This window comes from Bradyrhizobium sp. HKCCYLRH2047, from assembly GCF_051168175.1.
Taxonomy (GTDB): domain Bacteria; phylum Pseudomonadota; class Alphaproteobacteria; order Rhizobiales; family Xanthobacteraceae; genus Bradyrhizobium.
The window spans coordinates 63,012-88,064 of record NZ_JBNPUM010000017.1 but is presented as its reverse complement, the minus strand read 5'-3'; the positions used below and the strand labels follow the sequence as shown (position 1 = coordinate 88,064).

Sequence of the window (25,053 nt, the reverse complement as noted above, 5' to 3'; positions counted from 1 at the left end):
CCGGCATTTGCGCGCTGCCTTGCCGCGGTCGGTTGCGGAATCAGGACCGGTAGTCGCCGTTGATCGCGACATACTCCTTGGTCAGGTCGCAGGTCAGCACACGGTCGCGGCCCTTGCCGAGGCCGAGCGCGACCTTGATCTGCACCTTCTGCGCCTTCATCGCCTCGGAGACTTCCGCCTCGTCATAGGACGGATCGCGCGCGCCCTTCGATGCGACGCGGATGCCGTTGAACGAGATCGAGAGCTTGTCGCGGTCGGCCGGCTCGCCGGCCTTGCCGACCGCCATCACCACGCGGCCCCAGTTGGCGTCCTCGCCGGCGATCGCGGTCTTCACCAGCGGCGAGTTGGCGATCGACATCGCGATCTTGCGCGCCGACGGCTTGCTCTTGGCGCCCTCGACGATGATCTCGACCAGCTTGCGGGCGCCCTCGCCGTCGCGCGCGACCTGCTCGGCGAGGTCGGCCAGCACGGCGTTGAACGCCTTGACGAATGCTTTGGCGCGCGGATCGCTGGCGCGGCTGATCTTCGGCGCGCCCTTCGCCGCGGCGGCGCCGGTGGCGAAGGCGAGCAGGGTGTCGGAGGTCGAGGTATCGCCGTCGATCGTCACCGCGTTGAAGGTGTCCTCGACGCCGGCCTTGAGCAGCGCCTGCAGTGCGGGGGCCGTGATCGGCGCATCAGTGAAGATGAACGACAGCATTGTCGCCATGTCTGGCGCGATCATGCCGGCGCCCTTGGCCATGCCGTTGATCGTCACCCTGGCCTTGCCGAGCTTCACGGTGGCGGTCGCCACCTTCGGGAAGGTGTCGGTGGTCATGATGGCGCGCGCCGCGCCCATCCAGTCCTCAGGCGCCGCGGTGCCGGCCAACCCTTCGAGCACGCCGTCGAATTTGGTCGCATCCAGCGGCTCGCCGATCACGCCGGTCGAGGCCAGGAAGATCTCGTCCTGCTTGCAGCCGACCGCCTTGGCGGCGATGGCCGCCGTCAGCGCCGTCGACTGCTTGCCGGTCTTGCCGGTGAAGGCGTTGGCGTTGCCGGAGTTCACCACCAGCGCGCGCGCCTTGCCGCCCTTCAGCTTGGCCCGGCACCATTCGACCGGCGCCGACGGGCATTTCGACAGCGTGAACACGCCGGCCACCGTGGTGCCGGGATCGAGCAGCGCCAGCAGCACGTCGGTGCGGTTCTTGTAGCGGATGCCGGCCGCCGCAGTCGCGAGCTTGACGCCGGCGAGCGCCGGCATGTCGGGGACATCGGTGGGGGCGAGCGGGGAGACGGCTGAGGACATCGGAGAGGCTTCCGGCAGGGATGAGCGGGAAGCGCTCTGTATCATCTCAGTCGGCGTTGTGGGAGTAGATGCGCTCCCAATACTCCGCTGTCATCCCCGCGAACGCGGGGATCCATAACCACAGGGCGTTGTTGTAAGGCTCGGTACTGGCCACGTGCCTGTTCCACAGATCACGCGGTAGGGGTCCCGGCGTTCGCCGGGACGACACCTTTTGTGACGCGACGGTGACGGCTCTCTTTTGAGATGGCGCCGTCGCGTCTCAAGCCAAGCGACGATGCCGCTTACTTCTTCGCAGGCTCGGCCGGCTTTGCATCTGCCGGCTTCGCGTCCGCCGGCTTGGCGGCGTCGGCGGCCGGCTTGTCCAGACGCTCGATCTTGGCGGCCTCGCGCAGCTTGCCGACGTAGTCGGCCTGCGCCTTGCGGGTGACGTAGGTCTCGATCTGGCCCTTGACCTGGTCGAACTCCGGCGGCTTGCGGCTGCGCTTTTCCTCGACCTTGATGACGTGCCAGCCGAACTGGGTCTTCACCGGATCGGAGATCTTGCCCGGCTCCAGCGAGAAGGCGACGTTGGCGAATTCCGGCACCATCTGCTCCTTGGTGAAGAAGCCGAGGTCGCCGCCGTCCGAGGCGCCGGGATCCTTGGACTTCTTCTTGGCGAGCTCGGCGAAATCGGCACCCTTGGCGAGCTCGGCCTTGACGGCCTTGGCCTCGTCCTCGGTCTCCACCAGAATGTGGCGGGCGTGGACCTCCTGTTCGCCGCCGATCTGCTTGGCGGCTTCCTCATAGACCTTCTTCATCGCGTCCGGCGTGGTCGCGGCCTTGCCCTCGGTGGCGAGCAGGCTGTCCATCAGCAGCCGGTTGCGGGTGAAGGCGAGGCGCTTCTTGAACTCCTCGGTGTCGGCGACCTTCTTGTCCTCGGCCGCCTTGGCGACCAGCTTCATGTCGATCAGGAACGACAGCACGTTCTCGTCCTTGGTCGCCGGATCCATCTGCGCGAGGCTCTGTCCGAGCTCCTCCTCGGCGAGCGTCACGTCGCTCTTGCGGATCTCGGCGCCGTTCACCTTGGCCAGCACCGGGTTGGCATCGTCGGCGGCGCGTGCGGGCGCGGCAAGCAGGGACAACGCGAGACTTCCGGCGAGAGCGGTGGCAAGGCCGAGGCGCAGGCCGGTTTTCGTAACCGGGAACGACGTGGTCATGGAAAATCCTTGTTGAGAAGAGGGGGCTCGAGGGGGAGGCCTCAGGGCGGCCGGGACACTCGCCCAATCGCCGGGCCTTGGCAACGCGAAAAGTCTGTCAATTTCGTGAAATCGGCGACATGTTGGCGGCGACGGCCCGCCGTCGGGCGCCGTTGACAACGTTCCCCCCCAGCCATATCTCTCCCCGGTCGCTTCAAGGGCGATAGCGCTTATTTTGCTGCGTTTTTGGCCGTTGAACCCTGGTTTGCCTGTCTCCCACTCATCTGGCGGACGCCGCCCGGCGCCGAAGGTCGAGGCTGGCGCGGGTGCTGCGGTGCATCACGTCGGGAACAGCAAACCCAAACCACGAGTTACGGCTGCTACGCAGACCCCATAGAGGCAGGATTTCAGCAATGATCGGCGCGCTCGCCCGCAAGCTATTCGGCTCCGCCAACGACCGTCGCGTCAAGGGCTACCAGTCCCGTGTCAACGCCATCAACGCGCTGGAGCCGGAGCTCGCCAAGCTGACCGACGAGCAGCTCAAGGCGCGCACCGAGGAGTTCAAGACGCAGATCGCCGACGGCAAGACCCTCGACGATATCCTGGTCCCGGCCTTCGCCACCGTCCGCGAGGCCTCCAAGCGCACCCTCGGCCAGCGCCATTTCGACGTCCAGCTGATCGGCGGCATGGTGCTGCACGAGGGCGACATCGCCGAGATGAAGACCGGCGAAGGCAAGACGCTGGTGGCGACACTGGCCGTCTACCTCAACGCGCTGGCCGGCAAGGGCGTCCACGTCGTGACGGTGAACGACTACCTCGCCCGCCGCGACGCCGGCTGGATGAGCCAGATCTACGGCTTCCTCGGCCTGACCACCGGCGTCATCGTGCACGGCCTCGACGATGCCGAGCGCAAGGCGGCCTATGCCTGCGACATCACCTACGGCACCAACAACGAATACGGCTTCGACTACCTGCGCGACAACATGAAGTACCGGCTGGAGGACATGGTCCAGCGCGGGCACTATTTCGCGATCGTCGACGAGGTGGACTCGATCCTGATCGACGAGGCGCGCACGCCGCTGATCATCTCCGGCCCGCTCGACGATCGCTCGGAGTTCTACAACACCATCGACACCTTCGTGCCGAAGCTCGACAAGACCGACTACGAGGTCGACGAGAAGCAGCGCACGGTGACGCTCACCGAAGCCGGCATGGAGAAGATCGAGACCCTGCTGCGCGACGCCGGCCAGCTTAAGGGCGACTCGCTCTACGACGTCGAGAACGTCTCCGTCGTCCATCACATCAACCAGGCGCTGCGCGCACACACGCTGTTCACCCGCGACAAGGACTACATCGTCCGCGACGGCGAGGTCGTGATCATCGACGAATTCACCGGCCGCATGATGCCGGGCCGGCGCTATTCGGAGGGCCTGCACCAGGCGCTCGAGGCCAAGGAGCACCAGCCGGTACAGCCCGAGAACCAGACGCTGGCCTCGATCACCTTCCAGAACTACTTCCGCATGTACGCCAAGCTCGCCGGCATGACCGGCACGGCCGCCACCGAGGCCGACGAGCTGTTCGACATCTACAAGCTCGAGGTGCTGGAGATCCCGACCAACCTGCCGGTCGCGCGTCTCGACGAGGATGACGAGGTCTATCGCACCCAGCAGGAGAAATACGCCGCGATCCTCGCCGAGATCGAGCGCGCGAATTCGCGCCTGCAGCCGGTGCTGGTCGGCACCGCCTCGATCGAGAAGTCCGAGGTGCTGGCCGCCTATCTCAAGCAGCACGGCTACAAGCAGATCGATTTCGGCAGCGAGCGCGCGCTCGACAAGCTCTATGCGGCGGCCCGCGCCGGCAAGCCGGCCAAGCTGTTCGCAGTGCTGAACGCGCGCTTCCACGAGCAGGAAGCCTATATCGTGGCGGAAGCCGGCGTGCCCGGCGCGATCACGATCGCGACCAACATGGCCGGCCGCGGCACCGACATCAAGCTCGGTGGCTCCTTGGAGATGCGCATCCAGCAGGAGACCGGTGGCATTACTGATGAGGCCGAGAAGGCCGCCAAGATCGAGCAGATCAAGGCCGACATCGCCCGCTTCCGCGAGATCGTGTTGAAGGCCGAGGAGACGGTCGAGATCGAGCCGGCCAAGGGCTCGAAGCCTGCCAAGACCGTGACCAAGCCGGGCGGCCTCTACATCATCGGTTCCGAGCGGCACGAATCCCGCCGCATCGACAACCAGTTGCGCGGCCGTTCAGGCCGCCAGGGCGACCCCGGCCGCTCCAAGTTCTTCCTGTCGCTGGAAGACGATTTGATGCGGATCTTCGGGTCCGACCGGCTCGACAGCATGCTGACCCGGCTCGGCCTGAAGGAAGGCGAAGCCATCATCCATCCCTGGATCAACAAGGCGCTGGAGAAGGCGCAGCAGAAGGTCGAGGCGCGCAACTTCGACATCCGCAAGAACCTCCTGAAGTTCGACAACGTCCAGAACGACCAGCGCAAGGTGATCTTCGACCAGCGCGTCGAGCTGATGCAGGACGAGAGCGTCGTCGAAACGATCACCGACATGCGCCATGCCTTCATCGACGATCTCGTCAGCAAGCACGTGCCCGAGCATGCCTATGCAGAGCAGTGGGACGTGGCCGGCCTGAAGGAGGAGCTGACGCGCGTGCTCGACCTCGACCTGCCGGTCGACGAATGGGCGAAGGAAGAGGGCATCGCCGACGAGGAGCTGCTCAAGCGCATCGAGACCCACGCCGACGAGCGCATGGCCGCCAAGGTTGCGCAATGGGGCCCCGACGTGATGCGCTACGTCGAGAAGACGATCCTCTTGCAGACGCTGGACCATCTCTGGCGCGAGCACCTGGTGATGCTCGATCATCTGCGCCAGGTCATCGGCTTGCGCGGCTACGGCCAGCGCGATCCGTTGCAGGAGTACAAGTCGGAAGCCTTCACGCTGTTCGAGGCCATGATCGCGCATCTGCGCGAGGCCGTCACCGCGCAGCTGATGCGGGTCGAGATCGTGCCGCCGGAGGAGCAGCAGCAGGTGCTGCCGCCGATGCAGGCGCACCACGCGGATCCCAACACCGGCGAGGACGAGATGGCCTTCGCCAACGTGTCGCTCGTGCCGTCGTCAGGTGCAGCCCCGGTCCCGGCCGAAGCGCGCAACCCGAACGACCCCGCCACCTGGGGCAAGATCGGCCGCAACGAGGATTGCCCGTGCGGCTCGGGCAAGAAGTACAAGCACTGCCACGGAAAGTACGCGTAGGCGCGGGTCTGCGCGCGGCAGTCTCTCCATTGTCGTTGCGAGCGAAGCGAAGCAATCCAGAGTCCCGTCCGCGACTCTGGATTGCTTCGCAGCGCTCGCAATGACGCTGTCGATCGAGCTGTGCGCCGAACCCACCGCCGTCATCCCGGCGAACGCCGGGATCCATAACCGCAGGCCGGCGTGCTTGGGCACACTGCTTGCTCCAGCATGCCGCCTCACACCTGCTGGCAGCATGGGACTGAGATCAGCGCACGGCGACGCGCGCGTGATGCTGTGCTTACGAGCGGCCGTGCTGCGTCCAGCCCGACGTCCACTTTCGGATGCGCGCGGCGGAGCGTTGCAGGTTGCCGGCCTTGAGCTCGCCGGAGCAGACGGCGGCGGTCAGCGCGCGATTGATCTCGCGGCCGACGTCGGAGGTCTGATCCGCGTCGCTCAATTTGGTGAACATGATGATATCCGCGCCCGCCTTGACCGCGTCGATGGCGGCGGCGGCCGGCGGCTTGGCATCGAGGATGGCTTTCATGGCGAGATCGTCCGTCATCACCACGCCGTCGTAGCCGAGGTCGCGGCGCAGCAGGCGATCGATCGCATGTCCGTCGCTCTGGGTGGCAACGCCGCCCCATCGCCGGGAATTCGCCAGATGTCCGACCATGATCGCCCCGGCGAGCCCTCGCCTCATCAGCCGCCGGTACGGCTTCAACTCTGCCGGTGACCAGGTGGTTGTGACGTCGGCAATGCCGGCGTGGCTGTCGGCGGTCGATGATCCATGCCCGGGAAAATGCTTGAGCACCGTCAGGATGCCTTTTTTTCGGTGCGCCTGGATGAACGCCGCCGCATAGCGCACGACGGCGTCGGAGTCGGCGCCATAGCTGCGTTGCCGCTGCCCGATGACCGGGTTCGACGGGTTGGTGTTGAGGTCCACCACCGGCGCGAGATTTATGTTGATGTGCAGCGTCGCGAGCTTCTCGGCGAGCGCGGTGTAAGCGCTTCGCGCCGCCGTGATGGAGCCGCGAGCGACCTCTGCGGCCGACGGTGTTTCCGCAAGGCCGACATTCGATCCGAGCCGCTCGACCGTACCTCCTTCATCGTCGATGGCGATGAACGGAGGAGACGCGCATTTGCATGATCGGATCCGGTCGATCATCGCGGTGAGATCGTCCGATGTTCCGACGTTGCGGCCGAGGATGACGACGCCGCCGATCAGCCCCTCCTCGAGATCGGACAGGACTTGCTGAAATCCCGGATCCGATGTCTTGGTCCCGAAGAAACCGGCCATGATCATCGGGCCGACCAGTTGCGCGGTTGCCGGTCTCTTGCTGCAGTCGGCAGCAAGGCCGGTCTGACCCGTCAGCGTCAGGAATGCGGCCGCCAGGGACCGTCGACCAAATCGTCGGAGCATGGCGATCCCCGCTTGGCGGCTGTTTCGGCGACTCAGGTTCACCGGTTCAGATCACGTCGCTGACCGCAGGACTCAGATCGTCGCCAGACCGCCGACCCTTGCCCCTTCCGCAATCGTCCGCGGCGCCGCGTTCAGCTGCTCGATCGCAAAGCCGGCCGCCTTCTTGTAGCCGGCCATGAACGCGTCGCGTTCGGCCGGCGGGATCACGTCATCGATATCGGTGAACGTCCCGCCACAACGCTCGTCCACCAGATTGAGCAGGCCGAACGGTCCGGCGCCGCGGTTGCGCAGGATGACCTGCGAAATCGGGCCGCACAGTTTCTCGTCATAGGCCGCGAGCGCGGCGGGCGTCACGCCATGCAGCAGCAGGCAGGCGCCGAGCACGCGCGCGTCCACGATCGCCTGGCTCGCGCCATTGGAGCCGGTCGGATACATCGCATGCGCGGCGTCGCCCATCAGCGCCACGGGGCCGTCGACCCAGGTCGAGACCGGATCGCGGTCGATCATCGGGTTCTCATAGGCGCCATCGGCGCCGGCGATCAGCGCGGGCACGTCGAGCCAGTCATAGGTCCAGCCGGCGAAATGATGCGCGAACTCAGCTACCGGCACCTGCCGGAACCAGCCGGTCTGCTTCCAGCCCTCGGTGTTGTCCATCGTCACTTCCGCGATCCAGTTGATCAGCGCCAGTCCGGTCTTCGGATCGGGATGCGAGATCGGATAGACCACGACGCGATGGCGGTGAGTACCCAGCCCGACGAAGGACGAGCCGGTGCGCATCGGCTTCGCCCAGGTGACGCCACGCCACATTACCGCGCCGCCCCAATGGATCGGTGGCTGCGTGGGGTGCATCTGCGCGCGCACCGCCGAATGAATGCCGTCGGCGCCGATCAGGAGCCGCCCGTGCTGCTCTGAGCGCGACCCATCGGCATACTCGATGCGTGCGGTCACGGAGCCGTCCGCATGCTTCTCATAGCCGCTGACGCGGCTGCCGAGCCGTACGCAATCAGCGCCAGCCCGCTGCACCAGCCGGCTGTACAGCAACATGTGCAGCTTGCCGCGATGCACCGCATATTGCGGCCAGTTGTACCCGGCGAGCAGCCCGCGCGGCTCGGAGTAGATGTCGTTGCCGTTCAGCCCGACCAGCGCCCATTCTTGCGCGGGCACGCCGACCTGATCGAGATCGTCAGCGCCGATGCCCAGATCATACAGCTCGCGCACCGCGTTGGGCTGCAAATTGATGCCGACGCCGAGCGGCCGCATCTCGCGCACGCTCTCATAGACGATGCAGGGCACGCCGATCTGCTGCAGGGTCAGCGCCGTCGCCAGGCCGCCGATGCCGCCGCCGGCGATGATGACAGGAAGATCGGTCATGGGCATGGTCCTGGGCATGGTCCGTCGCGCGTGAACTCGGGAAACAAGGTTCGAAGAACGGCCAAGGGGACGCGGGCGCGGCACTGCAGCGCGCGCGGATCGCCTCCCCTCGATCCACGGCCGGCATTGTCTGCCGGTCTGAAGGGAAAAGGCCTAGTTCAGAAGGCCGGCGGAGACAAGGGGAATGGGCAATCCGCGCCGCCGTGGTAGGCTGGTGCCATGCGACACTCATTTTTTTTCTGCCTTTGGGCGGCTCTCCTGCTGGCCGGCGTCGCGAGCCCGGCGCTGGCCTTCGATATCGAGGCTCACCGCGGCGGGCGCGGCCTTTTTCCGGAGAACACGCTGCAGGCCTTTGCAGCATCACTGCTCTGGCGTGTCGATACGCTCGAGCTCGACGTCGGCGTCACCCGCGACGGCGTCCTCGTGGTGTCGCACGAGCGGCGGCTCCATCCCGACCTCGCGCGTGACGCGGCCGGCAACTACGTCGCGCCGCCCGGACCGCTCTTGATCGAGTTGCCGTTGGCCGATGTGCAGTCCTACGATGTCAGTCAGATCCGTCCCGGCAGCGACTACGCCAAGCAGTTTCCGGAGCAGCAGGCCCCGTCCGGCACGAATCCTTCGGTACGGCGAATTCCGACGTTGAAGGAGGTCATCGACCTCGTGCGGCGAGCAGGCAACGAGCATGTGCGTCTCAACATCGAGACCAAGCTCGATCCTGCTTTTCCTGCGGAGGCGCCGGACCCGCAGCGGTTCGTGACTTTGCTGCTCGATCTGATCGATGCAGAGCAGTTCTCGGGCCGGGTCATGATCCAGTCGTTCGACTGGCGCACCCTGCAGCTGGTGCAGCAGCGCGCGCCCGCCATTCCAACCGTGTATCTGACGATACAGCACGGCAAGGCGCCGAACGTGTCGCTGACCCAGGCGACGCGCTGGACCGCAGGCTTTGACCCCGCCGATCACGGCGGCTCGCTGCCGCGGACGATTCACGCGGCGGGTGGCAAGGTGTGGTCGCCCTACTTCGCCGACATCACGCCGGAGCTGATCGGCGAAGCGCATGCGCTTGGGCTGAGCGTCGTGGTGTGGACCGTTAACAAGCCCGAGGACATGGCGCGGCTCATCGATGGCGGTGTCGACGGCATCATTTCAGATCGTCCGGATCTGTTGCGTTCCGTCGCCATGCAAAAAGGTCTGGTGAAGCTGCGTGGTATGCTGCATCTGCACTCCTCCGAACCGAAGCCGCCAGCCAAGTGATCGTGGCCAACGACCTTGCAGGGGCATTCCGCGGCAAGTCCTCTTGGCAATCGCGGAGCGCTTTGCCGGGAGGACTCGAATCCGGAATCGTGAGCTGAGAACGCGAAGACCATCTCGTCATTCCGGATTCGGCGCGACTGCGGGCGGTCGGCGAGATTGAGCCGCTCAGCTCAACCCATCACCACCTCATGCCGGATCACGAACGGCGCCAGCAGCGTGTGCACCTCGTTCGCGATCGCCTCGCGGCTCTCCGCCGGCACGTTGCGCAAGGTCACCATCGCGATGCTGCCGTGGCTGCCATGCGGGCCGACCTTCACGCTGCAATCGACGCCGCGATCCGTGAGCTGCTTCAGTACGCCTGTGAACACCCGCGTCGCGGCGTCCCAGCGCAGCTGCGGCTTGAACACCTTGCCCACACCCGTGACCGGCATCGGATCGATCGGGATGATCTGCACCGGCACCGCGGCACGCTCCGGCGTGCGGGCGCGCACCCAGTCCTCCAGCTCGCCCGGCTGCACGCTCGCGCCCGGCTTGAGCTGGACATAGCCGATCGGCAGTTCACCCGCGTAAGCGTCGGGCTGGCCGACCACCGCGGCGAAGCCGACGGCGGGATGCTGGAACAGGATCTCCTCGATCGGCGCCGGATCGATGTTGTGGCCGCCGCGGATCACGAGATCCTTGGCGCGGCCGGTGATCCACAGGAAGCCGTCGGCATCGAGCCGGCCGAGATCGCCGGAGTTCACCCAATGTCCCTGGACGAAGGCGCCCTTGTTGTGGACGTCGTCGAGATAGCCGGAGAACACGCCGGGCCCGGCCATGATGACGACTCCGATCTCATCCGGTGCGCAATCGCGCTCGTAACGGCCATCGGCGTCGAGCTTGACGATCCGCACCTTGGCGTAAGGCAGGGGCAGGCCGACCGAGCCGAGCCGGATCGGCTGGTCCGGATAGGCCATGGTGTGCACGCTCGCGGTCTCGGTCATGCCGTAGACTTCGATCACCGGCAGCTTGAGCTTGTCCATGATCGCCTGTCCGACCGCGACCGGAATCGCCGAGCCGCCGCCTGCGGCGTAGCGCAGGCTGGAGATGTCGGCATCGCCCTGCGGCACCGCGAGCGTCGCCGCCAGCACGGTCGGCACGCTCGACAGCGTCTCCGGCTTGAAGCGCTCGACCAGGCCCCAGATGTTGCGCACCGCGTTCGGATTGCGCCAGCCGGCGCCAGAGAGCACGACGAGGCAGCCGCCCGCCGACAGCGTCTGCAGCGCCTGGGTCAGCGATCCCCCGACATGAAACAGCGGCATGCCGAACAGCAGCGTGCCGCCGGGCCTGGCCTTCAGGATCAGGTTGACGCCCCAGGCCTGATAGACCTGATTGCCATGGCTGTGGCGCACCAGCTTCGGCGTGCCGGTGGTGCCGCCGGTGTGGAAATAGGCGGCGGTGTCGCTCGCCTTGATCTGCCGGCCGCTGACCAGATGATCGCTCGGCTGCGGCCCGATCAAATCGTTGAAGGCATGAATGCCGTTGGCAGGATCACCGCCGCCGCCATGCACCTGCACGATCGCCTTGAGGTGCTTGAGGCCGCCGCGCACCTTCTCCACCTTCTGCCAGATGTCGGTGCCGGGCAGGGGACCGAGCGCCACCAGCACCTTGGTCTTGGCGGCATCGAGAATCTCGGCGATCTGGTGCGGCTCAAGCAGCGGATTGACGGGGTTGGCGATGCCGGCCGCCTCGGCGCCGAACAGCGTCACGAACGCGTCCGGCACCAGAGGCAGCATGAAGCTGACGACGTCGTCAGGGCCGACGCCGAGCGCATGAAACATGTTCGCGGCCTGCGTCACCCTCGCGACGAAGTCGCGATAGGAGATCACGACCGGCGTATCGGCGGGATCGGCATTCTGCAGAAACTGGATCGCCGGCGCGTCCGGATTGGCAGACGCGCCGCATTTCAGCGCCTCATAGGTGCTCCGCGCGGCGATGCGTTCATCATACGGCGTCTGCTCGAAGGCGCGGATGTCAGCGGTGCTGGCGAATGTCGGATAGTCGCTGCCGATGGCGCGATCGAGCAGATGAATGCCCATGGCCTGTCCTCCCGGTGTCGTGTCCTCGTCCGGCCGATGCGGCCGGTGATCGCGCGCGGGCTCTGTGGCCCGTTTGTCGCGATCGCGAGAGGACAGGATGAGCGAGGATTCGTCTTGCGTCTATCCCGGTATGATTGGGGACTCCGGGAGAATTGTCGCAGCAACGCTGCGCTGCAGCGTTAGTTGGGGAGAAGCGCGCGCTGTCGCTCACCCGGATCGAGCCCCGCCATGCGCTGTGCGATACAGCGCCCTCTCCCACAAGGGGAGGCGGCGCATTAACGCGCACCGCGAATCGATCGTTCAAGCAGCGCCTCCTCAGCTCGCCGCGTCGATCAAATTTTCGAGCAGCCGCTTCAGCTCGCCGGTGGCCTTGTCGCCATAGTTCTCCAGGATGTGCGCTTCCTGGCTGGCCGCCAGCGAGTTCAGCCGCTTGCACAGCGCCTTGCCATGGTCGCTGATGAACATCAGCACCTTGCGGCGGTCGTGGGCGTCCTGGCGACGGTAGACCAGCGAGTCCGACACCATGCGGTCGATCATCTTGGTCAGGGTCGGGTGGTTCAGCAGCACCGCGTCGGCGAGGTCGCCCATCGAGTGTCCCTCGCCGTCCGAGAGCACCTTGAGGATGCGCCACTGCTCGACGGGCACGCCTTCCGTGCTGAGGCGCGATTCCAGCTGCCGGTTGATCTCCCGGTTGGCCTGCGCGAGCAGATAGGCGAGATGTTCGGTGAGGGGGGTGTTGGGATGGGGCGGTTTGGCCACGATGAACTTCGCTTGCGGTCCCGGCTTGAATGAATGTCCGGCAGTTGCTGCCCGATCTATATGCATCCCAATTCTTGAACATTCAACATTTTCGAATAGGATATTTGCCGAACGCGTGCTGATTTTGACGGCGTATGACCGCCGGCCCACTCTGGGCCAGACACGGTTGCGGCCAAGGAGTGGGTGTGCTCTCGACAGGATCCGTCACGGCCGGGCGTCTCGGTCTGCCGCCATCCCTGCTGTTCAGGAGCCCGCCCCGGCGGGCCGGCCTTCCCGCACTCGCCCCCTTCGATCCCGACCGTCTCCAGCGGCGCGGCTCCCGGAGCCGGCTGCGCATCGGCAACTTCCTCACCTTCTCCGGCTCGCCCGGCATCTGGGGGCCGGCCGCGACCAACAGCGCGCTGCTGGCCGTGTCCGAGATCAACCGCCGCGGCGGCATCCTCGGCCGCGAGATCGAATTGTCGTTCTACGATTCCGGCGGCCCGGTGGCGGAGGTGGCCGAGCGCGCCAGGGATGCCCTCGAATTCGACGATATCGACGTCGTGACGGGCTCGCATATCAGCGCGGTCAGGCTGGCGCTGCGCCGGCTCACCCGCGGCCGCATCCCCTATGTGTATACGCCGGTCTATGAAGGCGGCGAGCGCACGCCCGGCGTGATGGCGATCGGCGAGACGCCGCACAGCCAGACGCGCCCTGCCATCCACTGGCTGGCGGAGAACAAGCGCGCCCGGCGCTGGTACCTGATCGGCAGCGACTATGTCTGGCCGTGGCAGTCGCATCTTCAGACCAAGACCTACATCACCGAGGCCGGCGGCCAGGTGGTCGGCGAGGAGTTCGTGCCGGTCGGCGAGGATGATCACCAGGCGCATCTGGCGCGCATCCGCGCCGCCCGGCCCGATGTCGTGCTGGTCTCGCTGATCGGCACCGACAGCATCACCTTCAACCGCGCCTTCGGAGAATCGGGCCTCGCCGCGACCACGCTGCGTCTCGCCGGCGCGGTGGACGAAACGGTGCTGCTCGGCATCGGCGCCGACAACACCGAGAACCTGTATACCTCTTCCGGCTATTTCAGCTGCATCGGCTCCAAGGCCAATGACGCGTTCATGAGCCGCTACACCGCCATGTTTGGCGCCCAAGCGCCGCCGGTCGGATCGGTCGGCCAGTCGAACTACGAGGGCCTGCGCTTCCTGAAGGCCGCCGCCGAGCGCGCCGGCTCGCTGTCCCTGCGACCGCTCGCTGCCGCCGGCCGCAACATCGTCTATTCCGGCGCGCGCGGCGAGGTGACGATCCGGCAGGGCCGCGCCGGCATGGCGATGCATCTCGCCGCGGCCGACGGGCTCGATTTCAAGATCATCCGAACGTTCTGAGACGTCCGCCTGCTCAGGCAGCCGCAGCGCTCTTGGCAGGCGCGCGCGCCGGCGCTGTCGGCACGTCGCGGATCATCCGGCTGATCGCCTCCTGCGGCATCGGCTTGCCGAACAGGAAGCCCTGCACGCTGCTGCAGCCCTCCTCGCGCAGGAAGGCGAGGTGCTGCTCGGTCTCGACGCCCTCGGCCAGCACGGGGATGTTGAGGCTGCGCCCGAGCAGCAGGGTCGCCTTGACGATCGCCGCGGCGTGCACGCTGGTCTCGACCGACTGGATGAAGCTCTTGTCGACCTTGATCTTGTCGAACGGAAACACCTGCAAGGTCGACAGCGACGAGTAGCCGGTGCCGAAATCGTCCATCGCCACCGTGACGCCGATAGCCTTCAGCGCCTGCATTACCTGTAGCGCGTGCTGGCGGTCGGCGATGATGCCCGTTTCTGTCAGCTCGATCTCCAGCCGCTCCGGCGCCAATCCGGTCTCGCGCAGCACCTCGGCGACGCGCTTCGGCAGGTCGTGGTTGAGCTGCATTGGCGCGACGTTGACGGCGACCTTGAACGGCTGGCTCCAGCTCGCGGCGGTGGCGCAGGCGGTGCGCAGCACCCAGTCGCCGATGTCGACGATCAGCCCGGTTTGTTCGGCCATCGGAATGAAATCGTTCGGCGGCACGCGGCCCTTCACCGGGTGATTCCAGCGCAGCAGCGCCTCGAAGCCGATGATGCCGCCGCTCTGCGTGTCGTTCTGCACCTGGTAGTGCAGCTCGAACTCGTTGCGCACCAGCGCGCGCTTGAGGTCGATGGCGAGCTCGGCGCGGCGCCGGCTGGCCTCGTCCATCGACGGCTCATAGGTGCAGATCTTGCCCTGGCCGAGACTCTTGGCGCGGTACATCGCGAGGTCGGCGCGGGTGAGAAGCTCGTCGGCGGTGAGGCCGTGGTCGGGATGCAGCGCGATGCCGATGCTGCAGCCGACCGAGAGGTTGCGTTCCTCCCACTCGACAGGCGCCAGCACCAGCGTGCGCATCCGCTCGGCGAACTTCGCCGCCTCGGTGCGCGCGAAGATCTCGCTCTTGACGGCGACGAACTCGTCGCCGCCGATCCGCGCCAGGAACTCGCCGGGCTGCAGCGTCGATGCAATACGCTGCGCGATCATCGTCAGCACCGCATCGCCCGCGGCATGGCCGTGGGCGTCGTTGATGTCCTTGAAGCGGTCGAGGTCGATCGCGAGCACCACCAGGTGCGCCGTCTCGTCGCCGTCGGTCAGCAGCGGCGCCAGCCGATGGCCGAGGCCGTTGCGGTTGGGCAGGCCGGTCAGCGGATCCTGCAACGCGAGCTGCCGATAGCCTTCGACAGCCTCCTGCGCCGCCTGCAGATCGATCATATAGGCCGAGGCGGCCATCGCCATGATCAGGCCGATGCCGGTGACGATGCTGATCAGCATCACGCTGTCGGACAGCGATTGCACGGGGGTATCGATGCCGGCCATCGGCGCCAAGGTCAGCGCGGCCATGCCGGTGAAATGCAGGCTCAGGATCGCGAGCACCATCGCCAGCGAGCTGCCATATTTGCAGAACCGTGTGACGGGACGGGCGATGCGGTTGGCGGCGACGGTGCCGAAGCCCGTCGCCAGCACGACCGAGAGCCAGATCGCCGGCGCGTGCCAGGTTCGGATGCCGTCGAGATTGAGCGCGCCCATGCCGGTGTAATGCATCGCGGCGATGCCCAGCCCGAACACGGCGCCGCCGGCCTCGATCAGCGGGCCGCGCTGCGTTCGCGTGGTGATGAAGAAGCCCAGCCAGGAAAACACCACGGCGAGGCCGAGCGAAGCGAACGTGAGTCCCGCCTCGAACGAACGGTTGCCGGATGCGTCATAGCCGAGGATGGCGGCAAAATGCGTCGTCCAGACCGTGCCGCCGGCGACCAGCCCGGCCAGGAACAGCAGATGGAAGCGTCGCAGGCCAATGTTGCGGCGGACGCGCGCCAGCAGCCGCATCGACAGCAGGGAGCCGAGCACGCAGACCAGCAGCGCGGCGGCGACGTAGCGCAGATCATGATCGGCGGGCAGGCAGGACAGAATCGTCAACATCGGCAATTTACCTCACGCAGCCAGCTACGCTCCGCGGCGGGACGGGTTTTGGCGCGCGCGGAATCGCGGTTAGCGAAGCGTCAACGCGGGCAGCACCTCTGCCCGCGTTGAGTCATGCACGAGGTTGGACAGCCGATGATTAAGCCGCCGGCCGCCGGCGCTGGGTTTCGCCATGGAACCTGGGACATCGTGACGAAACTGCCAACGCCATGCACGACTCTTTGCGGAGCTGGAACACGCAGGACTATTTGCTGGCGACGTTGCCGGGCAGCGCGTAGGCCCGCACATAGTCGCCGAGCTTGGTGCCGAACGAGCCGTGGCCGCCATCGACGGTGACGACATACTGTTTGCCGCCGGCCTCGTAGGTCATCGGCGTCGACTGGCCGCCGGCCGGCAGCCGGTCCTGCCACAGCAGGCGGCCGTCCTTGACGTCGAAGGCGCGGATGTAGTCGTCCATGGTGCCGGTCAGGAAGGCGACGCCGCCCGCAGTGACCATCGGGCCGCCGAGCATCGGTACGCCCAGCTTGAACGGCAGCGGCAGCGGCGCCTGGTCGCGGATGGTGCCGACGCGGTGCTGCCAGACGATCGCGTTGGTCTTGAGGTCGATGGCGGCGAGACTGCCCCAGGGCGGCGCCATGCAGGGGATGCCGAGCGGCGACAGGAAGATGCCAAGCGAGACGCCGTAGGGCGTGCCGTACATCGGCTGCACGCCGAGCTCGGTGCCCGGCGGATGCGCGGCGTTGGGTTCGGCCGGATTGTCCTTGCCGCGCGGCACCAGCCGCGACACGAACGGGATCGACTGCGGATTGGCGATCGCGATCTTCTTCACGGGATCGATCGCGATGCCGCCCCACTCGAACATGCCGAAATCGCCGGGATAGACCAGGGTGCCCTGCTCGGACGGCGGCGTGAACGGACCTTCGTAACGAAGCCGCTTGAACATGATGCGGCACGCCAACTGATCGAACATCGTCGCGCCCCACATCTGCGCGCCCGAGAGCTCCTTTCGCGGCCGGAAGCTCAGTTCGGAGAAGGGTTGTGTCGGCGACAGCCGGTCGCCGGGCGCAGCGCCCTGCGGCACCGGCTTCTCCGGCGCGGGGACCAGCAGATGCCCGTCGCGGCGATCGAGCACGAAGATGTTGCCGGTCTTGGCCGGCACGTAGATCGCCGGCACCACGCCGTCCTTGCCGGGCATGTCGACCAGGCTCGGCTGCGACGGCATGTCCATGTCCCACAGATCATGATGCACATTCTGGAACGACCAGCGCAATTTTCCCGTGGCGATGTCCAGCGCCACCAGCGCCGAATCATAGCGCTCGTTGTCGGCCGAGCGGTTGCCGCCCCAGATGTCCGGCGAGCTCGAGCCAAGCGGGATGTAGACCAGGCCGAGCGCCTCGTCGGCCGCGCCGACGCTCCAGCCGTTCGGCGAGCCCGGCGTGAAGTGATGCGTGGCCGACGGCATCTCGTTGGGATCGGGATTGCCGGGATCGAACGCCCACAGCAGCTTGCCCGTGTAGACGTCGAAGCCGCGGATCGCGCCCGACGGCACCTTGTTGGAGTAGTTGTCGATCACGGCGCCGGCCATGATCACGACCTTGTCGGTGACGACCGGCGGCGAGGTGCCTTCGTAGAAGCCGAGCGTGGTGATCTCGTTGCCGGCCTTGAGATCGATCTGGCCGTGCTCGCCAAAGCCCTCGCATGGCTTGCCGCTGTCGGCGTCGAGCGCAAACAGCCTTCCGTCATTGGTCGGCAGGAAGATGCGCCTGGCGCATTCCGTCGGGGCCGCCGCGCCTGACACGTCGACCGCGCCCGGCTTGGTCTCGTGATAGGCCACGCCGCGGCAGGTCATGTGCTGGAAATTCTTGTGATGCTCGATCTTCGGATCGAACGTCCAGCGCTGCTTGCCGGTGGCGGCATCGAGCGCGAACACGATCTGATGCGGCGAGCAGGTGTAGAGCAGATCGCCGATCTTCAGCGGCGTGACCTCGTTGGTGAACTCGTCGGGATCGTCGGGCCCTTTGCGGTCGCCGGTGCGGAATTCCCAGGCGAGCTTGAGAGTCTTCACATTGTCGGGTGTGATCTGCTTCAGGCTCGAGAAGCGCGTGCCGAAATTGGTCGCGCCATAGGCGGTCCAGTCCGCCTGCGCCTCGGCTGGCGCGGTATCGGTGCCGGCCGTCGCCGCCGCGGTCCGCGGCAGCGCGCCATCGGCGCCGAAACGATCGCCGCGCAAGGAGGCGCCGAGCACGACCACGGCTACCGCAAGCACGGCCACGAGCCCCCAGCGCGCCGCGCGCATGTCGCCCACCAGATGCGCCGTGATGAATGGCAGCAGCAGCCAGACGCCGAGCGGCACCAGCACGTCGCCGCGCGGCGCCAGCGACCAGAAATCCAGCCCGACCTCCCAGATCGCCCAGATCATCGTGCCCAGCAGCAGCGCCGCATAGATCCACAGCGCCGCCGCATGCCGCCGCCACAGCAGCACCGCGACGACCAGCAGCGCGAGGCCTGCGACCAGGTAATACGGTGAGCCGCCGATCGCGGCGAGCCACGCCCCGCCGGCGAGCAGCGCGAGGCCCATCAGGCCGACAACGATCGCGGTGAAGGTGAGCAGCGGCGCGCGCTGCAGATGGCGGGCTGCGGCCATTGCGCGGCTCCAGGCTGATGATGACAGGCCGCGGCGCGACGCCGCAGCCGCGTCATGAACGGCGAGGAAGGGCGGAAGTTCCTGGCCGTGCAGGGCACGGGATGGGGCCGCCGCGCGGTCGCCGATCTCCCTCCCGGCACACGGCCTTTTGCGCGCCTTCCGTGGCCGGACCGGGTTGCCGCTCCGTGACGGAATTAATACGATCCCATGTCAGTCACATGAAAATTGGAGTGCCCGGATGCGTGCGCAGTCGCGAGCCCTGTCGAACCCGGTCGCCCTGTGGTGGGCGATGCTGACGCTCGTCAGCCTCGCCAACATCGTGTTCTGGTTCATCCTGTACCGCCAGCTCAACGGCGGCAGCAGTTCGGCGGGTCAGGCGTCCCAGACCGGTTCGATGCTGGCGCTGTCGGCGGCCTATGTGTTCGGCTGCGCCTTCCGCTCGGTGCTGCCGCGCGCCGACGTGCAGCGCATCTGCCTGGTCGACAGTTGGCTGTCGAGCGTGTTCGTCGGCCGCACCGTGGCGACCATCGCCGAGATCGCCTTCGCGGCACAGTGGGCCATCATCCTGGCGCAGCTCGGCGCCATCGCCGATGCCGAGACCGCGGTGAACATGGCTCGCATCATCGTGCCGCTGATCGTCGTCGCCGAGATCTGCTCCTGGTACGCCGTCGTCACCCGGAATTTCCTGTACAACGCGATCGAGAACTCGCTGTGGGCGGTGGCCTTCCTGTTCGTCGGCATCGGCCTCGGCCGGCTGCTGCCGGAGTTCGACGGCCTGGTGCGCGGCCTGCTGATCGCGGGCCTCGTCGGCATCGCCTGCTATCTCGCCTTCCTCGTCGTGATCGATGTCCCGATGTATGTGAAGCGCTGGCGCATCGAGCGCGCCGCCGGCACGCCGCTGCTGCATCCGCTCGCCGGCCTGCGCGACTCCGCCACGCGCTGGACCGTCACCCACGAGTTCGAGCACTGGAGGGAAGAGATCGCCTGGATGTCGCTGTATTTCAGCGCTGCCGTCTGGGGGTCGCTGGCGCTGTGCGCGCTCTCGGCGATGAATGATCACCTGCCGCGGGATCGCGCGCAGGCGACCGGCGCGCCACCGGCCATCGTCCAGCAGAGCGCCGATCGGTCCTGACGCGACACCCCGCCGTGAAGTCACGGCGGGATGTCCTGCTTGCCTCAGCCATGCATCGCGAAGTGATGCGAATCGTCCATCTGGACGATGTGGCTGTAGTCGGCGTGCGGCGCGTCGTGCACGGCCACCGGCGCGTGGTCGAAATTCGGCGGCACGATGCCGGTGTTGCCGGCGTGGCCATGGTCGCCGAAATTGTCGACGATGATCGGGTTGTGCGACGAGCCTTCGCCGTGCAGCGGACCGGAGCCGAATCCGGAGCCCAACCCCGAGCCTTGGCCGCCCTGGGCGTTGTCGCCCGCGTGCTGGATCGCCGAGGCGATCGAGTCCCAGAACCCGCCGTGGCTGCCGCCCTCGGACCCGCCATGGGCGACCGCGATGCCGTCACCGCGCAAGCCGTCCTGCGCCAGCTTGAAGATATCGCCGATCGCGGCGCCGAGATCGCCATGGCTGAGGTCGTTGACCAGCGAGCCCAGATCGTGGCCAATCGCGTCGAGCTGCTGCCCCAGCGAGTGGCTCAAATCGCCCGCGGTCTGCGCCAGCCCGTTGAGGCCTTCGCCGACGAAGTGGCCGACGCCATCGACGATTCCGGTGCCGACCGCATCGGCGCCGTGCGCGATGCCGGAGATCGCCTCGCCGATCGGTCCGCCGATCAGGTGGCCGGCCGCCGACGCCGTGTCGGTGACCACGCCGATGGCCCCGTCAGCCACCGCCACGCCGGCGTCGAAGCCGCCCTTCACCACCGCGCCTGCGGCGTCGAGCGCGTCCATGCCGACCTCGCCGGCCGTTCCGACGATGGTGCCGGCCATGTCGAGCGCGCCGTGGCCGACTGCGCCCGCTGCCTCCAGCCCGGCCTCGCCGAGGCCGACCGCGGTGTGCGCGAGGTCGCCGGCGACGTCGAGGGCGCCATGCGCCACGTCGCCACCGACCTTGAGCCCGCCGTCGACGATGTCGCCGCCGATATGCTTGACGTCGTTGATGACGCCGTCGAGGTCGCCATGCACCAGGTGGCCGACGCCGGACGCCACGTCGCTCACGACGTTGATCCCGGTGTGGAGGACGTCGCCGCCGACATGGACCACGGTCGACGCGACGTCGCCGACGGTGTGAAGCAGGCCGCCGCCGATCGCCTCGGCGCCATGCCCGATCGCGCCGAGCACGCCGCCGACGGTATGGATGGCCTCGCCGCCGAGCGCGCCGATCCCGTGCACCACGCTGCCCACGGCATGCGCGGCATCGCCGGCGACGTGCTCGACCGTGTTGACCACGGCACCCGCCGCGCCGCCGACTGCGCCCGCCACATCCTTCGCGACGTCCTTCACGTCATCGACTGCGGAACTGACGGCATCTCCGATATCATCCCAAAAGCTCATGACCTGCTCCTCTCGGTTGCGTCACCTCGCCTCGGGTGACGCGCCGTTTGTCGCAGATCGCGTCCGCGCGCTCCGTGCGCGACATCACGCAGGCTGAGAGGTGGCAGGGCTCCGGCGCGAAGCCTGTCGACAAGACCAGGCCATCCACGTCCTCGGGGGCCGCGGGGAGGGACATGCGTGGATGCCGGCGCAGGTCGCGCAACTCATTAGCAGGCGCTGATCGCGGTCATTCAGGGGAGCGTCGGTGTGATGCTCAGCGGCGGTTCAGGCGTGGCCGATCCAGCCATGCCAGGTCAGCGCGGTGAAGAACGGACGGGCATCGCGAAAGCCGCCGCCGCGCAGGATCGCCTCATCGTCCTCCGGACTGAGCATGTTGACGCTGGCATCGACGGTCGCGCGCATCGTCCTTGCCTGCTCGGGGTCCGTGCCCGACGCAACGGCATAGGCCGCGTAGCGATCCAGCCACAGAGCCCGCTCAGTCGGCTCCTTCGGCAGGCAGCTATGGGCGACCACGAACGGCGCGCCAGGGCGGAGCCGGTCGTGCACGGCGCGGACTGTCTGCAAACGCTCCGGCGTTGCCAGAAAATGCAGCGTCAGCAGGCATGTCGCCGCGTCGAACGGGCCGGCCGGCGCAGCGTCGATGGTGCCCTCGATCAGTTCGACCCGGCTGATCCGCGCGCCGAGCGTGCGTTCGGCGAGTCGCAGCATCTGCGGCGCCGGATCGACCCCGACGAAGGTCCAGGATGGGTGCGCTTCGGCCAACGCATTGAGCTCGAGCCCGCCGCCCGCGCCCAGCACGAGCACCCGCGCATGGTCGGGCGCCCGCTCGGCCAGCAGAACCGCCGTCATGCGGTGCAGCCCGTCGAGACCGGGCACGAAGCGCCGTGGACCATCGGTGTAGCGCGCGACGAATTCGGGATCGGAAAACGCGCGGATGAACTGCTGAGCGCCGTCGGCAATGTCAGCCGGCATGACAAATGTCTCCCTTGCGAGGTCGCTTGCGTCGTTCGAGGCGGTCGTGGAAATCAGCGCTCAGCGCCGCCAGCGTGATGGCACCGAGACGGGACAGCAGCAACGTCTCGGCGGCCCGGATGGAGGTGTCGAGCGCGGCATTGACCGCCTGCTCGACGAGACAGTTGGGATTGTCGCTCCGATGGCCGATCGCGAACAGCGACGGACGTCCGAGCGAATCGTAGACGTCACGCAGGGTGACGGCCGCCAGATCGCAGGCGAGCGTCCAGCCGCCGCCATGGCCTTTCTCGGAGCGCACATAGCCGCTGTCCCGGAGCCCCGCCATGATTCTGCGGATCACGACCGGGTTGGTCTGCATCATCGCTGCGAGCGCCTCGGAGGTGACCGGACCGTCGTGCTCCGCCATGTGGAGCAGGACATGGAGGATGCCGGACAACTGGCTGTTGGGTCTCATGTAACTTTTAATATGACATGATGCCCGGAACGTCAACCGGCCTGCCTTCGTGCGGCCTTGGGCGATGCTGTCGTGTCCGCCCGTCGGGCGACTCGGTCCTGCTGCTCGTCGCGAATGCGGGCGCCTTCATTCCCCCGATCCGCCGCAAAGTCTCTGGCGCGGAAAACCGGATTTCGCCTGCGCGTTCAGGCTGATTTGGGCTGTCCAGTCCCGTGAGCAAAAATATTCCGCTTCGCAATTTCGGAAATTCGTGATCTATTCATTCCATCCCGCCTCATCGACGAGGGGCGCTGCGCGGTCGTCACGAAGCGTGGAGTGCGGGATGTGATGGGCGGGCCGGTTTGCAGCGTGACTTGATCGCGCCGACGAACAACACCGGTCCGTACGGTCAAGTCGCGTGGTCCTGGCCTCCCGACGCTGAGGTCAAGCCGGCTGATGATGCCTCGTGCATCTCGCCGGTGATGGGGGCAAGACAGCCCGGTCCCCAGGGAGAGCGCGAAGCAGCCGTTCAAACCGTCGCGCAGGGAGGGCCGGATCGTCCGGCTGGACCTGTGGTTCCTGCCGCCTGCATTTTTTTCGCAGGCGGGCCACGGGCCTCAGTCGAGGTCCGGCCTTCCCTGCACCCTCGGTCTTGAAGAGGGTGAGATCGATGCATCACTCGGACGCCGAATGCGCCGCGAGAACAGAGACGCGCATCCCCAGATGCAGTTTGAGATCGTTGACCACGATGGCACCACGAACGCGGTGCTTCCCCTCCAGGGGAGGGTGGCGTCATGCGTTCGGATCGGCTCTTCCGAGCCGGCGGCGCCGACGTCCTACCTACTTGAATCCCGAAAACCGGCTGTCGAACGAGTTCGACTGCAGCACCGGGACGGCGCCGGAGACCAGCGCGGTCTGGGTCTGGGCGGGAGCCGAGGCGGTGGTGGCCGGCGCCTCGCTGGTCGCGGGCTTGAACGGCGGCCGCGCGGCAGCCTGCCGGGTCTCGGCGGGCTTGGCCGCGACCGGCTTCGGCGCTGGCTTGGTCTCGGCGGGCTTCGCCTCTGCGGTCTTGCTCGGCGCGGGCTTGGCTGTCGCTGTGCTCTCTGCCGCCGCATTGCCGCCGATCCCGACCTTGCGGGCGAGGCTCGACATGAAGCTCGGCTTCTCGGGCGCGCTGACGGCCGCCACGCGGGTCGACGGCGCGCTCACCGGCGCCTCCGCGGCACTGGCCGGCATCGCGACCTCGTCGGCGCCGGGCGCGCGCGGCGGGTTGACGTGACCGGGGATCGTGCCTGGCGCGGCCTGGAAGTTGGCGAGCGACAGGCCCGGCGCCTCGCCGGCGTCGGACAGGCCGGTGGAGGCTCCGGGCACGCGGCTGGCGAAGATCGGATTCATGCCGCCGTCGATGCCGGTGTTGAGCTTGGCGACCGGCGTGCCCTTGGCGACGAGCTTGGCATATTCCGCCTCGTCGGCCTGCTGCTTGTCGCGCACGGCGGCGGTGATCTCGTCGGGCACGACATAGGCCGGGCACTTGGCAGAGGCGTCGAACACCGGATCATGCGTCGCGCCCGGCGGCTTCTGGGCGTTGAAGACGTATTTCTTCTCGCAGAAGTCGACCTTCGGCTCCTGCCGCGTGACCTCGAAGGCGTCGTAGCCTTCCTTGATCATGCGCCAGAACGGCATGTTCGGATTGTTGCGGTGCCTCGCCATGTTCACCGGCGTCATCCGGAACGGATAGGCCTGGAACTGGAAGGCGCGCTGGCCGCCGAAGAACGACTCGCGCCCGAGCGCATAGATCTCGGCGATCTGCTCGTCGGTCATCGCGAAGCAGCCGCGCGAGGAGCAGTCGCCATGCACCATCAGCTGCGAGCCGGTGCGGCCGAGCGCCTTGTCGAACGCGTTCGGATAGCCGGTGTTGAACGACAGATAGTAGGCCGATTGCGGGTTCATCTGGCTCGGATTGATCGAGTAGAAGCCCTCCGGCGCCTGGCGGTCGCCCTCGCGCACTTTGGGTCCAAGATCGCCCGACCAGCGGCAGATCGGATAGGTCTTGAGCAGCGCGAACTTGCCCGAGCGGTCCTGCTTCCAGACCTCCAGCTCGGCCTCCTGCTTGAAGACGCGGACGAGGATCGGCGACTGCAGGTCCATGTCCTTCTCGCCCATCGCGGCGACGAGCTTCGGCGGCACCGGCTGGTTGGCCTTGGCGTTGGTGGCGAGTCCAACCTGATCGCTGTTGCAACCGGTCAGCAGCGCACCGGCGGCCAACGCCGCCGAGGTCAGGAGAACCCGGACGAAAGCGCGGTTGATCAAAGCAAAGCTCCCCGCAAACCCGGCATGCCGCAACACCCCAGTCTCATCTCACGCGATCGGCCCGAAAGCTGGATAAATCACGGGTCGACCCTGCGTCATGCCGCCAAACCATTGATTAAAATTGTAGCCTTTGACCCCAGGCCTCGCAACCCGCGCTCCGGCGATGC

Annotated in this window: 16 protein-coding genes; 4 read left to right on the top strand and 12 right to left on the bottom strand. The window is 67.0% G+C overall.

What is annotated here, in order from left to right; translation table 11 throughout:
• Nucleotides 1–40 precede the first annotated feature (40 nt).
• Nucleotides 41–1,282, bottom strand: a complete 1,242-nt coding sequence (gene argJ, locus ACQR1D_RS29210; protein WP_434840282.1) for a bifunctional glutamate N-acetyltransferase/amino-acid acetyltransferase ArgJ — start codon at nucleotides 1,280–1,282, stop codon at nucleotides 41–43.
• 281 nt (nucleotides 1,283–1,563) lie between these two features.
• Nucleotides 1,564–2,478, bottom strand: coding sequence for a peptidylprolyl isomerase (locus ACQR1D_RS29205; protein ID WP_316182895.1), 915 nt, complete (start codon nucleotides 2,476–2,478; stop codon nucleotides 1,564–1,566).
• A 392-nt stretch (nucleotides 2,479–2,870) separates the two neighbouring features.
• Between ACQR1D_RS29205 and secA the strand changes: the two genes are divergently transcribed.
• Complete coding sequence (gene secA, locus ACQR1D_RS29200) at nucleotides 2,871–5,723, top strand: preprotein translocase subunit SecA (protein WP_434840283.1); 2,853 nt, start codon at nucleotides 2,871–2,873, stop codon at nucleotides 5,721–5,723.
• Between the two features lie 277 nt (nucleotides 5,724–6,000).
• Here secA and ACQR1D_RS29195 read toward each other — a convergent pair whose 3' ends face one another.
• Both ACQR1D_RS29195 and ACQR1D_RS29190 read right to left on the bottom strand, forming a co-directional pair.
• Nucleotides 6,001–7,122 carry a glycoside hydrolase family 3 N-terminal domain-containing protein gene (locus ACQR1D_RS29195; protein WP_316182897.1) on the bottom strand — a complete coding sequence of 374 codons (1,122 nt, stop codon included), beginning with the start codon at nucleotides 7,120–7,122 and terminating at the stop codon, nucleotides 6,001–6,003.
• 72 nt (nucleotides 7,123–7,194) lie between these two features.
• Nucleotides 7,195–8,493 carry a flavin-dependent oxidoreductase gene (locus ACQR1D_RS29190; protein ID WP_316182898.1) on the bottom strand — a complete coding sequence of 433 codons (1,299 nt, stop codon included), beginning with the start codon at nucleotides 8,491–8,493 and terminating at the stop codon, nucleotides 7,195–7,197.
• Nucleotides 8,494–8,712: 219 nt separating this feature from the next.
• On the opposite strand from ACQR1D_RS29190, the gene ACQR1D_RS29185 reads away from it, so the two are divergent.
• Nucleotides 8,713–9,744 carry a glycerophosphodiester phosphodiesterase gene (locus tag ACQR1D_RS29185; protein WP_316182899.1) on the top strand — a complete coding sequence of 344 codons (1,032 nt, stop codon included), beginning with the start codon at nucleotides 8,713–8,715 and terminating at the stop codon, nucleotides 9,742–9,744.
• A 170-nt stretch (nucleotides 9,745–9,914) separates the two neighbouring features.
• Here ACQR1D_RS29185 and ACQR1D_RS29180 read toward each other — a convergent pair whose 3' ends face one another.
• Together ACQR1D_RS29180 and ACQR1D_RS29175 are read right to left on the bottom strand one after the other, a co-directional pair.
• Nucleotides 9,915–11,822, bottom strand: coding sequence for an acyl-CoA synthetase (locus ACQR1D_RS29180; RefSeq protein ID WP_434894222.1), 1,908 nt, complete (start codon nucleotides 11,820–11,822; stop codon nucleotides 9,915–9,917).
• Nucleotides 11,823–12,137: 315 nt separating this feature from the next.
• Nucleotides 12,138–12,581 carry a MarR family winged helix-turn-helix transcriptional regulator gene (locus ACQR1D_RS29175; protein WP_315735215.1) on the bottom strand — a complete coding sequence of 148 codons (444 nt, stop codon included), beginning with the start codon at nucleotides 12,579–12,581 and terminating at the stop codon, nucleotides 12,138–12,140.
• Between the two features lie 185 nt (nucleotides 12,582–12,766).
• On the opposite strand from ACQR1D_RS29175, the gene ACQR1D_RS29170 reads away from it, so the two are divergent.
• On the top strand, nucleotides 12,767–13,948 hold the full coding sequence (locus tag ACQR1D_RS29170) for a substrate-binding domain-containing protein (protein ID WP_434885362.1): 1,182 nt from the start codon (nucleotides 12,767–12,769) through the stop codon (nucleotides 13,946–13,948).
• Between the two features lie 13 nt (nucleotides 13,949–13,961).
• On the opposite strand, the gene ACQR1D_RS29165 is transcribed toward ACQR1D_RS29170, so the two are convergent.
• Both ACQR1D_RS29165 and ACQR1D_RS29160 read right to left on the bottom strand, forming a co-directional pair.
• Nucleotides 13,962–16,025 (bottom strand): putative bifunctional diguanylate cyclase/phosphodiesterase, encoded by a 2,064-nt coding sequence (locus tag ACQR1D_RS29165; protein WP_434894223.1) that lies wholly within the window; start codon nucleotides 16,023–16,025, stop codon nucleotides 13,962–13,964.
• Nucleotides 16,026–16,269: 244 nt separating this feature from the next.
• On the bottom strand, nucleotides 16,270–18,669 hold the full coding sequence (locus ACQR1D_RS29160) for a membrane-bound PQQ-dependent dehydrogenase, glucose/quinate/shikimate family (RefSeq protein WP_434894224.1): 2,400 nt from the start codon (nucleotides 18,667–18,669) through the stop codon (nucleotides 16,270–16,272).
• A gap of 238 nt (nucleotides 18,670–18,907) precedes the next feature.
• On the opposite strand from ACQR1D_RS29160, the gene ACQR1D_RS29155 reads away from it, so the two are divergent.
• Nucleotides 18,908–19,801 carry a hypothetical protein gene (locus tag ACQR1D_RS29155; protein WP_434894225.1) on the top strand — a complete coding sequence of 298 codons (894 nt, stop codon included), beginning with the start codon at nucleotides 18,908–18,910 and terminating at the stop codon, nucleotides 19,799–19,801.
• A 44-nt stretch (nucleotides 19,802–19,845) separates the two neighbouring features.
• Here ACQR1D_RS29155 and ACQR1D_RS29150 read toward each other — a convergent pair whose 3' ends face one another.
• The 4 genes from ACQR1D_RS29150 to ACQR1D_RS29135 form a co-directional block, all read right to left on the bottom strand.
• Entirely contained in the window at nucleotides 19,846–21,171 is a 1,326-nt protein-coding gene (locus tag ACQR1D_RS29150) for a hypothetical protein (RefSeq protein ID WP_434894226.1), read from the bottom strand.
• 264 nt (nucleotides 21,172–21,435) lie between these two features.
• Nucleotides 21,436–22,143 carry a class I SAM-dependent methyltransferase gene (locus ACQR1D_RS29145; protein ID WP_434894227.1) on the bottom strand — a complete coding sequence of 236 codons (708 nt, stop codon included), beginning with the start codon at nucleotides 22,141–22,143 and terminating at the stop codon, nucleotides 21,436–21,438.
• Entirely contained in the window at nucleotides 22,133–22,597 is a 465-nt protein-coding gene (locus ACQR1D_RS29140; protein WP_316182906.1) for an Rrf2 family transcriptional regulator, read from the bottom strand. Before ACQR1D_RS29140 ends, ACQR1D_RS29145 begins: the two co-directional genes overlap by 11 nt.
• Before the next feature lie 819 nt (nucleotides 22,598–23,416).
• Nucleotides 23,417–24,886, bottom strand: a complete 1,470-nt coding sequence (locus tag ACQR1D_RS29135) for a L,D-transpeptidase family protein (protein ID WP_434846538.1) — start codon at nucleotides 24,884–24,886, stop codon at nucleotides 23,417–23,419.
• Nucleotides 24,887–25,053: the final 167 nt, after the last annotated feature.